General features: G+C 36.1%; 12 protein-coding genes. 3 read left to right on the top strand and 9 right to left on the bottom strand.

Translation table 11 applies throughout. The features are described from left to right. The coding region (locus L6N96_02150) for a hypothetical protein (GenBank protein ID MCP8322966.1) at window positions 1-898 on the bottom strand (898 nt) is incomplete at its 3' end. A gap of 84 nt (window positions 899-982) precedes the next feature. Here L6N96_02150 and L6N96_02145 point away from each other — a divergent pair. Then, window positions 983-4,264 (top strand): glycosyltransferase family 39 protein, encoded by a 3,282-nt coding sequence (locus L6N96_02145; protein ID MCP8322965.1) that lies wholly within the window; start codon window positions 983-985, stop codon window positions 4,262-4,264. Window positions 4,265-4,272: 8 nt separating this feature from the next. Here L6N96_02145 and L6N96_02140 read toward each other — a convergent pair whose 3' ends face one another. The 8 genes from L6N96_02140 to L6N96_02105 all read right to left on the bottom strand — a co-directional run bounded on the left by L6N96_02140 (window position 4,273) and on the right by L6N96_02105 (window position 11,809). Beyond that, on the bottom strand, window positions 4,273-5,490 hold the full coding sequence (locus tag L6N96_02140) for a glycosyltransferase family 4 protein (protein ID MCP8322964.1): 1,218 nt from the start codon (window positions 5,488-5,490) through the stop codon (window positions 4,273-4,275). A 122-nt stretch (window positions 5,491-5,612) separates the two neighbouring features. Continuing rightward, entirely contained in the window at window positions 5,613-5,777 is a 165-nt protein-coding gene (locus L6N96_02135) for a 30S ribosomal protein S30e (protein ID MCP8322963.1), read from the bottom strand. Window positions 5,778-5,820: 43 nt separating this feature from the next. Continuing rightward, window positions 5,821-6,642 (bottom strand): dihydroorotate dehydrogenase electron transfer subunit, encoded by an 822-nt coding sequence (locus tag L6N96_02130; GenBank protein MCP8322962.1) that lies wholly within the window; start codon window positions 6,640-6,642, stop codon window positions 5,821-5,823. Then, window positions 6,626-7,543 (bottom strand): dihydroorotate dehydrogenase, encoded by a 918-nt coding sequence (locus tag L6N96_02125; GenBank protein MCP8322961.1) that lies wholly within the window; start codon window positions 7,541-7,543, stop codon window positions 6,626-6,628. Before L6N96_02125 ends, L6N96_02130 begins: the two co-directional genes overlap by 17 nt. 369 nt (window positions 7,544-7,912) lie before the next feature. Further along, a complete protein-coding gene (locus tag L6N96_02120; protein MCP8322960.1) occupies window positions 7,913-8,158 on the bottom strand; it encodes a hypothetical protein in 246 nt (81 codons plus the stop codon). A gap of 97 nt (window positions 8,159-8,255) precedes the next feature. Beyond that, window positions 8,256-9,908 carry a hypothetical protein gene (locus L6N96_02115; protein ID MCP8322959.1) on the bottom strand — a complete coding sequence of 551 codons (1,653 nt, stop codon included), beginning with the start codon at window positions 9,906-9,908 and terminating at the stop codon, window positions 8,256-8,258. A gap of 135 nt (window positions 9,909-10,043) precedes the next feature. After that, a complete protein-coding gene (locus L6N96_02110) occupies window positions 10,044-10,601 on the bottom strand; it encodes a DUF2148 domain-containing protein (GenBank protein MCP8322958.1) in 558 nt (185 codons plus the stop codon). A gap of 182 nt (window positions 10,602-10,783) precedes the next feature. Beyond that, on the bottom strand, window positions 10,784-11,809 hold the full coding sequence (locus L6N96_02105; GenBank protein ID MCP8322957.1) for a hypothetical protein: 1,026 nt from the start codon (window positions 11,807-11,809) through the stop codon (window positions 10,784-10,786). 311 nt (window positions 11,810-12,120) lie between these two features. Between L6N96_02105 and L6N96_02100 the strand changes: the two genes are divergently transcribed. Together L6N96_02100 and L6N96_02095 are read left to right on the top strand one after the other, a co-directional pair. After that, window positions 12,121-12,909 carry a corrinoid protein gene (locus L6N96_02100; GenBank protein ID MCP8322956.1) on the top strand — a complete coding sequence of 263 codons (789 nt, stop codon included), beginning with the start codon at window positions 12,121-12,123 and terminating at the stop codon, window positions 12,907-12,909. A gap of 267 nt (window positions 12,910-13,176) precedes the next feature. Further along, complete coding sequence (locus tag L6N96_02095; protein ID MCP8322955.1) at window positions 13,177-14,229, top strand: hypothetical protein; 1,053 nt, start codon at window positions 13,177-13,179, stop codon at window positions 14,227-14,229. Window positions 14,230-14,233 lie beyond the last annotated feature (4 nt).

Here is a 14,233-nt window from a genome sequence, read left to right as displayed (position 1 = left end):
CACGACCATCGGAATTCAAAATGTATTTATGGGGTTGAGTCGAACCAATCGTAACTAAGATTAAACCATTGTCAAACATCCAATCATATAGTAATGACTTATCATGAGAAGAGTTATCCCTTACATGACCATCTTTATCTGGATCTAGAACTACTGCTGGCAAAGCATCATGAACTTCTTTCTCTAGCCAGTCCATTAATGGATCGAAGAATATTACTATTGATGATACTTGATCCCTCGCAATACTTCCGAGATCGGAACAGTTAATCTTTTGTATAGGGATGCCATACTTCAACGCCAATTCAGTAAACGCAGATGCCCTATCTATGCTTGATGGTGCCATAAATACTGTATCGTATAAGACATATATCGGTCTATTCCATGCATAAAATGATTTGTATGTAAATAGGATTATATGAATCCAGTCAGTCGCAATAGACTCTATTTTATAGGGAAAGCTGATGAACTTCAGATCACCTATTTCTTGAAGTGTACCGTTTCCAATTTCAATTATGATTTTTGGTTCTATCACTGGTGATTTAGCTTGAATGTAACCATGGACATCAGGGTAAGCGTAAACATCAATGATGTATTCCTCCTCAGGAAGCCAATGGTAGCTTATAGAGACATTTGTATCCTCACCCTTTTTTAATATGATCTTTTCAGGCGACCATGTGAGAATTGGTGTATCATTTATACAAAGTTGCTGAAACTCGATATCTTTATCACCTCTATTCTCAATCTCGATCTCTATGACTCTTTGTTCTAGTTTCAATACAAAGTCAGGATCAGAGATGAAAAGTTTAGATGTAGGTTGCTGAGGTAAAAAGACGAAAAAGGAGGCTAGAAATATAAGCATCAATACGATTATAACAGAATACTTCATCTTCCTATTCATATTTCGATCTCATCTACTGGAACCTAAATATATTCTTTTAATGGTATAAAATTAATAGCCATGATAATTTAAGGTGATTGGCATTTGAATAGAAAGATCATTCTAATAGATTTATTGATACTTGCTTTTATATCGATACTCTCTCTTCAAAACATTCTATTCTCTTCTGGGATGGTCTTCCATGGTGACCTAGTTTTTCCTACTTCACAGCAACAGATCTTTGATCAAGTTTATAGGTACTCATACGTCTGGGACGCCTACCCAACGCTTGGTCGTGATAATATAATCTCTCTGCAACTAGCTGGTTTTTGGGTTATCTCTGCCATTATGGCTATTGTGTTTAGTCCTGAATTAATAGAAAAAATTTGGCTCATCTCTATCCCTTTACTATCATCATGTTCAATGTACTATTTAACGAGAAAGGTGTGCAAATGTGGAAGACTAGTAGGTCTCATCTCAGCATTAATCTATACATATAATCCCTTTGTTGTTGACAGAATTCTATCGGGTCATCTAAACTTACTTTTGGGGTACTCTTTAACTCCTTTGATCTTTACATTATTTCTTTTTGCTATGGAAAGATTTAGCATCCAAAGAGCTATCCTAACGGGGCTTGTGTTTTCTCTTCTTATGTCATTGATAGGCTATCCTCACCAAGCGTTACTTCTTCTTATTCTTATGATTGCTTATACTTTATATCACTCTTCTCCATGGAAACGTGGTCGACTCATTTCAACATTAAAGAATTTTAGAGTATTGGTGATTATACTAATAATGATTTTACCATTTCTACTCGTTACAATCGGAGAATTTACCTTTGGTACTACTCGTCTTGATTTCTCAATAGAAGAGATAAATTACTTTAGCCGCTACTCCTCCTTTTTAAACGTAACAAGATTATCTGGGTATGGACTTGGCTTTGCAGAAGATGCGGCTTTGAACTACCCCTTACTTTCACAGATTATGAACCCCACGATTTTATGGCTTACCTCCGGATATCTGATAGCTCTCATATCATTCATTACACCTATCTTTTTGAGAAGGGATAAGGAGACAATATTTTGGGCTTTGGTTGCCTTAGTATCGTTGATCTTTGCACAAGGGACTCATGGATCTTTTGAAAGCTTTTCATTTTGGCTCTATTATAATGTTCCTGGTTTCCTTGCTTTTAGAGACCCGACGAAGTTCTTAGCGATCACTTCTTTTTCCTATTCAATTCTTATTGGATTTGGTTTAAAGTCGTTGATTCCAATTATAAAAGAACGATTGCCAAAAAATCTTGGAAAACAATCTAAAATGTTTGTAATTGTAACGGTAATAATATTAATTTTAGTGACCCCGATGATGCCGATTTCTTATGGTAACTTTGGGGGTCTCCGAACAATACAAACTCCAGAATATTATGATTCCGTCAATACTTGGCTTTCAGATCAGTCAGATGACTTTCGAGTTCTCTGGATTCCACCCTGGTTCCCAGTCGTATCGTACAACTGGACGAATGCTTATGCGATCGACCCAATCCTTTTTTATACTTCTGGGCGCCCTATCTTGAGCCATTCTGATAAGATAATGCCCTCAAACTCTTTCCAAAATTTTCTTTATAATGTGATGGTGAAGGGGAGTACCAATCGGTTGGGTCAGATATTATCCTTAGCAAATGTCCGATATACATTAGTTAGGATGGATCAAAAAACAGATGATTGGACCTACTTCCTTGAATCTCTACAAAATCAGAGTGATATTTCTTACTTAAGAGACGATGCCCCAATTTCTATATATGAGAATCAGAATGTAGGAGCTAATTTTTTTGCTACTTCAAAGAGTATGTTTGTAGTTGGTGGAATGGATTCCTTAGTATCTCTTAGTTACCTTTCTGACACAGTACTCCGAGATTGGCTTGTGATTTTTGGTTATCAAATGGACATTGAAGAGTTACAGCATCAGATCGATTTATCGAGCCTAATTGTTTTCAAAGACAGTGAAATATCCGATCTTTCCCTAATACTTCTTCCTAAAAAATACCGAATTGATACAAATCCATACGCTGCACAAAGTATATCGGTGAACTCTACATGGGTAAGAAGTGGCTGGAGTTGGGTACCTGATTCCATTGGGTATAATGTCTTTCTTATAGACGATCTAAGGTTCTACCTATCTGAGTTTAGTTTAGAAGGAGATTTCGTTTTTACTAGAGCTAACGCTACATTATCAATTCCTTTTTCAACCGATGTAAGCGGAATCTTTGATATATGGATACGGGTTTTTTATAGGAACGATGCTGGCTCACTTACAGTTTTGATAGATGATTTGAACATGACTTCGCAAGGACCCGCAACTATTGAACCTAAAACTCAAGAAGGAATTTATGGTAGCTACTCGGGCTTCAAATGGATTAAATTGACAACCCAACCAATTTTCTTAGGGAAAGGCTCCCATAATTTAAAAATAATAAACGAAAATGGTTTAAGTGCTATAGATGATATCGTAGTTGCACCTCCTAGCGAGATTGAGAAGGCCTTTGAAACCGTAACTGATCTTTTTAAAGAGAAAGAGTTCATTTACCTTATTGAAGCAGAAAAGACATTCTCATCTATTGAGGATGAATGGAATGTGTATCCCTACTATACTCCAGAGGCAAGCATGGGTGGAGTTATCATGACTTATGACCCTCGATTGGAAGACTGTCTATGTAATAGACCACTATCAGTTAGCAAAAAGCTTTATATTCCAAATGATGGAGATTACGCCCTTTCTTTAAGAGTTTGTGGAGGGGAACGGGAGATAGATAGTTATATTAGACTACATCTTGATGATGAGTTGATTTTTAACCTCTCTTCTATTCCTAAAAATTTTACTTTAATTGACGTTGATTTAAGGAATCTTGCAAAAGGTGAACATGAACTTATAATTAAAGGGTTCGGAGAAGTAATATTGGATCAACTTGTTCTATACAGATTGCCTGATGATGAAGAACAAAACTTATACTCTATCTTATCGGTAGATTCCCTTCCTAATGTTACTTTTAAAATGATAAACCCGGCATGTTACATAATTAATTCTACAAACGAAGAACCATTTTTTCTAATTTTTAGCGAATCATATAATCCCTTTTGGACTCTAACTGGAGGAGAGGAAGAAATAAAGAGTGTTATCGGCTATTCATTTATTAATAGCTTTTATATATCTCACAATGGAACTTACCAAATAAATGTAGAGTTCACCCCTCAAAAAATTATGTATGTAAACTATGCGATTTCTTTATTTACAATAATCGTTGGAATCGGTTATTTACTCTTTATAACTTTTCAATCTAAGTTGAAACGACAAAAAGTTGATGATCAATCTTCAATTAAGATTGTAAATTAAAGAATTCACTAAATTTTAGATAAAACCGAGTTTAATATATCTAAATGAACTTTCCAATCGAAGTTTTTCATTACATTTTGCATAGCTTGTTTCCCTAATCTTTTTCTCTCATCTTCGTTAGTTAATAGGTAGATAATTTTTTCAACAAAATCCTTAAGATCGTAAGGACGACATAGATAACCATTCCGACTATTTTCGATATATTCAGTTGTGCCAGAATCATCGTCCCATGCGACTACTGGTAAGCCACATGCCATTGCTTCAATAGGGCTGATACCAAAAGCCTCCTTAACAGAAGTTGATATGTATACTTTCGTTGATTTATAAAGTAATGGTAAATCTTTCCTATCAAGGTTCGTTATCCATCTAACTGATTTGTCGTCACTATTGGCAACATTCATTTTTTGAAACAATACTTGCGTCCATTTATTATAATGGGGGATTTCAGTTTTTATCACCAATTGGACATTTTTAATTTTCTTTTTTACTAATTTTAAAATTTGAATGGCCCAATCAAACTTTTTCTGAGGTGTCATTCGAGCTACCAAAATTATTGCATTATCACCTAATCCATGTAGCTTTTTAAAATTATCAAGACTCGGATCATCAACTAGATTTTGAAAAGAGGATGTGTCAACACCTGGCCGACATATCTGGGCCTCGCGATTATATATAGATCGAATCTGTCGCGCTACATATTGACTATTTGTAAGTAGAGCATCGGCATACATGATTGCCCTTCTGTCAGCCCCTTTGAGCCATTGGTTGATCCCTGGACTTTTTGATAATATTTCGATAGTAAACCTACTCCCATTATGGGCCCATTTCAAGGGCTTTTTATCTACTTCCAATGGATAAAGGAATAAAGGTAGATGGTGAACATAAACGATATAAGGTATCCCAAACTTCTTTTTTACCTCATATGCTACCAAGGGTCCAGGATGATGGTGAGAAAGAATATAATTGTAGCCTCGCAATTTCTTAGCAATCTTAGATATCCCTATCACGTTAGATGATATATTAAGTAGTAAACGACAAAAAGGTGATGGAATTTCCATCCCATAACATTGAACATTTGTATCAGAAAACTTCTCATTAGAAGAGGTAGACGTGAAGCACGTGACGTTGTGCCCCAACCCCTTTAACCCCTTTACTTGATTAATGATTACCCGCTCAGCACCCCCAAATTCGGAAAAGGAGCTATGGGTGAGAGCAATATTGTACATATTATGCCATCAAAAATGGATCATTGTTTAAAAGAGTTATGATATATAACGTAAGGAGGTTATAAAAAATGATCCTGATCTACAATAATATCTAGAATTTAAAGATGTTAAGATTCGAATTATTAACTTAACCAGTTCTGCCCTGGTCTTCTTTCCAAAAAGAATCTTTTTATAAATTTCTTTCTATTCCCACTTTTTGGTATAGGAGCAATTTTTTTTCTGGCCTCTAACTTCGGAGTCGCACTCCTAACTTTACCTGCCTTTGTCAGTGATCCGTGAGTAGGCATATATACACCTTTTAATAATATGAAAAGGCTCTAATATATTCTTTTACTCTATCATGGTAACCATTCCAGAATGATCCCTTCTGAATAAACCCAATTCATCAATAATTTCTTCGAGTTTTTTAGAATCAAATATCGGGCCATCTTTACATACGCGATATCTACCAATACAACAACTGCCACAAATACCAATACCACACTTCATTATCCTTTCGAGGCTAGCTTGAATTGGTACACTAAATTTTTGGGCAATCTCAAAGACCTTCTTTATCATCAATTCTGGACCACACGTATAGATTATGTCTATGTACTTTTTCTTTAAAATTGACTCCATTACATCGGTTGCCAAGCCTTTGATCCCATAACTCCCATCCTCAGAAGTTATTATAATCTCACTATTATTCTTGAGAAGGGTTTTCCTCGCTCTATCTACAAGAACAAACTCGGATAAAGTCTTACCTCCAATTATTATGTTGATTGAAGCAAATTTTTGCGTTAGAATTTCAGCGAGTGGCAGTAAAGGAGCAAGTCCCGTCCCAGCACCTACGATCATCACATCTCCAAAAATAGGTGTAAAAGGCATCCCATAAGGTCCTCTTATACCCAGAATGTTCTTAACTTTCATATCAAATAGAGCTTTGGAGGCTTCTCCTACCTTCCTTACAGTAAAACCAGCTAAACTTTGATCTCCCATCATAGAGATACTCATGGGGATTTCATCCACCCCTGGTATCCATACCATAACGAATTGACCAGGCTTCGCCTTGGAGCATAAATCATCCCTAAATATTAGGGATCGTACAGTCTCAGACTCTTCTTTTATATCTAATACTTGCACAATCCTAGGTTTATTAGAAGCTATGGGCAAAACCAACTATTTCTTTCACACTTCTTTTCCCTTTCAAAATTAAATAATCCTTTATACCTTGTTTTATCTTCTCGAACACACTCAATCCCTCGTAAGCAATCCCTGTACCTATCTGTATGGCTGTAGCACCAGCTAGAAAGAACTCGATAGCATCTTGCCAATTGATTATACCTCCACAACCTACTATCGGGATTTCTACATTCTGATAAATTTCATAAACACATCTTAAAGCTATAGGCTTGATAGCAGGTCCTGATAACCCCCCTATCTTATTTGCCAGAATTGGTCTGCCAGTCTCTATATCTATAGCCATAGCCTTAAGAGTGTTGACGACTGTAAGGGCGTCTGCTCCAGCATTTTCAGCTAATTTCGCTATTTGAACTATATCAGTCGTATTTTGAGAGAGCTTTACGAATAAAGGCTTACGAGTTTTTGCTTTTACTGCCATTATTAACTGTTTGACTAGATCCGAATTTTGACAGACTTCAGCACCAAAACCTTCAACATGAGGACAAGATATGTTCAGCTCATAAGCTTTTACCTTTAAATCTTCAAGAAGAGATATCATTTCTGTAAATTCGTAAGTTTCAGCCCCGAAAAGGCTTACAATTAATGGTAGATCATTTATTTTTGACCGAGATAACTCTTTATAGACTTCCTTTATACCTGGGTTCGAAAGTCCTATTGCATTCAAGTACCCACCATAGACTTCTACTAAAGTTGGATTATTATATCCCATGCGTTTCACATAACCAATGGATTTTGTAACCACAGCTCCTGCCCCAGTTTCAAATATACGCCTCAGAAGTTTTATAGAAGTCCCGAAAATACCTGATGCTAGCATTAATGGGCTTTTCATCTTAAAACCCGATATCTCTATGGATAAATCTGGCACTTGCATAGATCACACTTAAAAAAATCAAATTAATACTTTTAACTTAAGGTTTTGTCTAATTACAATTGGAAAGGATTTTAAGGAGATAGAAGAATTTTAAATTGCCGGGTTAAATTTGCCGGGATCGTGATTGAGAAAATCATAATTCTCACACCTCGCAGGCAGAGTGGACGAATGCGCAGGCCTTGAGACTATCGAACGAAAGTCTGTGACCCTTCGGGGTCTCGTGGGTTCGAATCCCACTCCCGGCGCTTGAACTCTATTTGTTATAATAGGAAAGATATATAAAAAAACAGGAAATTAGCTATGATAGTGCCGAGATGAGTGGTCAACTATCTAAAGACGTTTTTACCCTTCAAGCCAAAAATAATGTATTTAATCTACTTTATAAACGACATCATTAGGCCGAACTCTATCCTCAACTTTTAGACCGATAAGCTTTCCAGCCTCTGCAAAAGAAATATTTTCATGTTCTATCTGCATAGATTCCACGATTTGTTCAATATTTGTTGTACTCCCTGTTATCAAAATTTTATCCCCAATTTTTATGGGTGCTTTTAATTCAATAACAGTGACTCCTATCTTAGGGTAATAATGAATAACCTTACCTACTTCCTCCATCTAATCAACCTAATAATAATATAAATTAAATAACTATTAATTTTTTTCTTTAGAAAAGATTTATGTAAATAATTTTTATGATTAAGTATTATAATAATTATCCAATTCCTAAATATTTTGCAAGTCTTATTGCATTCTCATTATCATTTTCTGTCAATTTCCCATCCTGAAATTTCTCTCCAAAGTACAGATAATCTGCTATATAGCGTCTATCTCCTACCGTTGAAAATATCAACTTTGAATGTTCAAGATCCTTGCTATGAGCTACATTCGTCAAAATAATTGCCCGATCAATTTTACCATATTCTATAACTTCTATAGTATCTTCAATATCTTGCTTCGTAAGGTGGTCTTTTTTAGTTAACTTCACACTTACTATAATCCTCTTGCCATTGTTTTCCTCCAGATAAATATCTGCTAAGCGGTAGCTCTTCGATCCATCCGGAGTATCAATCCTTTTCGAAGCTCTATGAGCATAGAATATGATATCTTCCATGAATAAGTAATGCCCTAAGTCTCGAATTGCTCTAGTTAGATACTCCGATATATCCTCATTATTTTTCATTTTTGTCCTTAGAATTCTTAGATAATCAGGGATAGGAATGTGCATTATACTGTCTCTTAGTACTGTCGCAGGCCGAATTCTACTTATCGCTTCAACAAAATGCTCTTCGCTCAGTTTTCCACTCCCCTTAGCAAGCTCTAGAGCTTCTCTCATCAAAGCTAGAATGTCTCGAATTTCATTTATGCCTAACTCCCTGTAAACGTACTTTATTAAGTACTTGAGTGATTTATCATCTTCTTCTGTAATGGCAGCGTTATAGTACTTCAGATATGCTTTGATTATGTCCCAAATTTCTTCTGGATCGTTTGGTTGTGATAAAGAGTACGTAAATGTTGCTTTTCGAAGACGATCGGCAAGTGAGGGGTCAATTTCTCCTATCTCTATATCTGCTTCTGACCTTAATATAGTCATTAAGATCACCCCTGGAAGCTTCTCGTTTATGATGGCTTTTAATCCATCCAATAAAGGTTTGGAAGCTGAGATTTCATCTATCTCAATCAACAAAACTCTTCTAGCAATACAAGATATGTTTGTAAGCCCTTTTAATTTATTTAAGGCTTCATTAAAATCATTTACTTCTAAAAACCAATCCATTCTTTCAGTTAATATGTTATAAGCTGAGTTATAGACTACATTATTCACGAGTTCAGGCAAGGCTTTTTTTAGAAAAGAAAAGTTGGCGCCCCGTCTTTTGTCAATGATATCTATTGCTATTCCTTTTGGTTTTCTTCTGAATATCTTATCAAGTATGCCAATTTTTAATGTTTTTATGGCATCTTTGTTACCTTCTTCAGCCCTATCAGCTAGTTTTAAAATTAGAGTGCTTCGTAACTTTTCAAAGAAAGTAATGTCCAAACTTTTCACAATAGCTAAATAAACATGCTGAAGATCTTTTGGTTCGATTCTCGTAAGATCCAAATAGATGCATTTGTACTCATCTTTCAATGTTTCCATGTGTAGAGCTATATGTGTCTTTCCTGTTCCTAGAGGCCCAACGACGTTTACGATACTAAAACCTTGCCCCTCCCTAATCAATGTTTCTTTTAATTCATCAATACAAGTAATAATTCCTTTCTTTACTTCCTTCCACCTTCTACCACCTAGAACTTTGGCAGCCTTTAGGCTTGGAGTCGGTACATGAGAAAATGGATTAATATTAAGTCCGTATGGATATTCAATGATCATATGCTCAAGTTGAAGCAACTTGAAGATGATATCTCTGGGTTACTTCTAATCTATAAAGCTCAATAAATTTCAACAATTTGGTTAAGATCAAGAAATATTTTTTAGTCTACATGTTGTTGATTAGGGGAACAAGATCTATTTTCTATCAAAATATATATTTTTTCCTCTAGCTGATATCGGAATACCAATGATTACGTTAGCTCCTTTCAGCATCTTTAGCCTTCTAGCTGCTACACCGACACGATACATAATCCTGTTATCTATATTTAGAATGCTTGCAGTTTTAGCTGCAGATCCTAATGCTATTCCTAGATCGAGGATTTTAAATATACATGATGGCCCATCGAAGTCTTGTCCAAATCTCCTCCGAGCACTCTTAAACTCTTCACAGTTGTTGTAGCCACATGCACCACAATCAAACCCAGAAGTCTTGTTTGACCAAACTCCTATAAGAAATACAGCAACCGAATCCCTAACATTTTGCGCATCACGTTTAAAGCCAGATATATTTCTCTCATCGGCTATCTTATTCATATCATCTGCCAAAGCATTTTTTTCACCTTCTAAGACTATCGCAGTAATGATATCATCTGCTCCTTTGGTTTTAGGAGCTGTTCTCGCTGCGATAGCCATGAGCTTCGAAGCGATTAGTATGCCTTCTGTTTCACCTTCAGCATCTTCAAAGATAGGCATAACCATCACACCAATACTAAGACGAGATTACCACATATATAACTCATAGGGATTATTTGTGTAAGTAAATATCTTATCAATATTTCTAAATGAGTATAATATTAAATAAATAGTGATTGAGAGGAAGATACTGCTTATCTACTCTCTTAGTATTGACTTATGAATGATGAACAGTCCTTCTTTTATAGACTACCAAATTCTATTGTTGCATCTACGAACGCCTTTATATGATCTGTAGGTGTTTCTAGCCAAAAGTCACATCCTGGGGCAACCATGTCAACACCATCGTCAATTGCCTTCTTCACGAATTCCTTAATCCTTTCCACAGGTCCAAAGTGTACCACTCCATGAGCTGGAATGTTACCTAATAATGCTGCTTTAGGGTTTACCTCCCCCACTTTCTCCTTTGCTTCTTTGATAGGCGTTCTTTCGTCTACAGCAATCGCTTTGGCTCCACTTTCAACCATTTTATCGGCAATCATTTCAGCAGATCCGCATATATTGAGTATAATAGGTATTTTTACAGATTTGATTATCTCCTTTAGGTAAGGCTTGATAAACACATCAAATTGTTTTGGTGATAAATTATCTGTCGAACCGCCCATCTCATGAAATGTTATAACATCGGCACCAGCATCTGCATAAAGTCCAACAAGCTCTTTATAAAATCCCATCGACACTTTTAAAAATTCATGAACTTTATCTGGCGCTTTTCTAATTGACTTTAAGAAAACGATGCTATCTACTACGTAACTACTTATACTTGTAAATGGAGGAACTATGTAGGCATTTACTGGAACTTTTCCCTCAAATTCTTCCTTTAAGATTTTGATGGCTCCAGTAATTGCGGGTACTCTACCTGTCGCTGAGATATCTTTAGGTATTTTAATGTCTGAAACATCCTTAGCATGAAACTCCCTTATAGATGGCCACTTTATTGTATCTTCATGGTAATTTATAGTAGCTCCCATCAGCTCCGCTTCAACCGTCATATCGAATGGCACTGATACATTATCAAGACCACATTGTCTATGCGCTGCAGAGCCGAGTTTGGCCATCTTTTCAGGATCTTTATGAGCTTGAGGCCAGGTTGCATCATATGACTTCATGAAATCTATTGTAGCTACACTTACGGAGTTTACACAAGGGATTCTATCAACATCTTTGTTTCCATTTAGTACTTCTATAAATCTATCATATGAATTCATTTCCATCATAGGACGTTTTTTAGCTGTACTATTTTAAGGTATCCCAGAAATAGTGATTAGCGGAAGGTTTGATAATTTGAAGATTCAGTTTATATTATATTAATATAATATGGTGATGATATATATATACATATTTGAATTGGAGGGTTTTATAGCGGTTAAAAATTGTTTTGTAAAGTATTGTTTGACGAGTTTTTAACTAATGTTTCTCTTCAAATATTTGAAGAAATTTAAAATAATATTTCTAATTATATCCTATTTTAAATAGTAAACCTAATATATAACTTTACATCCCCCCAAAGATGATGGCAATGAGCAAAAAAGAGGAAATTCTGAATAAATTTACTGAAGCTTCCACTGAAAGCGACGAAGATAAGATCGAAGAGGCAATGAATGAAGCAAAAGAACTAGGAGATGCTCAACTAATCGCCCATATAAAACTCATTAGAGGCGTTGATATTGGAGACGAAGAGATGTGTGAAGAGGCAGCAAAAGAGGCAGTAGAAGCAGGCATGGAACCTTACTTAGCTATAATAGATGGTTTGGCTAAAGGGATGGAGATAGTCGGGGATAAATATGAATGTAAGGAGTACTTCCTACCTGAAGTACTTATGTCGGCTGATGCAATGTATAAAGGACTGGATTATTTACTTCCACTTATTCCTAAGGAAGAAAAGGGATCTAAAGGAAAGATAATTATGGGCGTAGTCGAAGGAGATGTCCATGATATAGGCAAGAATATAGTCAAGGCGATGCTAACAGCTACAGGGTATGAACTTGTAGACTTGGGAAGAGATGTTCCAACAGATGAATTCATCGACAAAGCTAAGGCAGAAGGCGCGCAGGTGATCGCTATGTCTACTCTGATGACACCTACATTAATGTCTATGAAGTCTGTTGAAGATAAATTGACCAAAGAGGGAATGAAGGATGAAGTCAAGACAATCATTGGTGGTGGTTCAGTTACTGATGAGTGGAGAGCAAAGATAGGATCAGATGCTTACGGAAAAGATGCAATGGAAGCAGTTGACAAAGTAAAGATGCTGATCGATCAGATCATGGTCGCTGTCAGAAAGATGAAAGAGACAAAAGAACAATAGTAAATTCGGAAGCAATGAACCCAGAAGTTTAGAAAAGATACCAATTCTAATGGAGAATTGACTACTTATTTTTTTTTACTCTATTTAACATTATGATTTTTAATTAGAAATTGACCATAAATCAAATAATAAAAGGATGAAACCATTTGTACTTATCTTCTAGGATTTGAAAAAGCCCGCCATTATAAGCTCGTAACTCATCCGAAAAGGTTTTTAAGATATATATTTTAACTCACATTGATAGAATTGAACTCATATGAGCGAATAATGGCTCTCCTCGAGGGAAGGAGACAAGAGGTCGACCGAATACCTGCTTTATGCGCTGCTCGAACATATATAAAGGATGCCATGGAGAAATACGATGCATATTGGCCAGAATCTCATAAAGATCCTGATAAAATGGCTAAATTGGCTGCAGGAGTATATCGACTTACAGGTAATGAGAACATATCCGTTCCTTTTGAGATGACCTTAGAAGCTGAAGCTATAGGTGCTCCTATAGATTTCTTTGAAGGCAGAGGAAAAGAAGTCAAGTGGGTTAATGTCAAGGATTTCATTGCCGAAGAAGTATCCGATATGAAATTGCCTGAAGATCCTTCAAAAGCCGGAAGAATCCCAGTTTTATGTGAGGCAATAAGAATATTAAAGAAAGAATTTGAAGGAAAAGTTCCAGTAATGGGTATCCTAAATGCTCCTTTTACAAGTATAAGTAGCTATATAGTAGAACCTACCCAGTTCTTAAAGTGGATTCGAACAAAACCTGAGAAAGTCAAAGAGTTCGTAGATGCTGCTACAGATACTTATGCTGGTTTTGCAAATGCTTTTAAGGATGCGGGTGCTGATGTGATAGTTATCACTGAAGAGGGTGTCTCTCTTGATAATATTTCCCCGAAAGCGTTCGACAGGATTATCAAGCCGTACCTTTCGAAACTGATTGGGCTTATAGAGCCACCTATAATCCTTCATACTTGTGGACAGCTAATCAGTAGAGAAAAACCTGACATAGAAACTATGAGTGGATTGTTAGAATGTGGAGGCAACGCTCTTAGTATTGAGGAGAGAACTCCATTAGAGATAGCTATAGAGATAAGAGATAAAATCAAGCCAGATCTTCCGATAGGTGGTAATATAAACGCATTTACAGTTATATTTGAAGGGCCCATTGAGAAGATAAGAGACTCTGTAAAACAAGTTATTGAAAAGCATGTAGATATGGTGATGCCTGGATGTGACTATTGGCTAGAAACTCCGTCAGAGCATATAAAGGCGTTCGTAGATGCAACCATAGAATTCGGGACTCCACCTTATTGGAAAAAGTAAAAAC

This window comes from Candidatus Methylarchaceae archaeon HK02M2 (assembly GCA_024256165.1).
Lineage (GTDB): Archaea > Thermoproteota > Nitrososphaeria > Nitrososphaerales > JACAEJ01 > HK02M2.
Note: the sequence above shows the minus strand (reverse complement) of the source record. Positions and strands in the feature narration are given on the sequence as shown.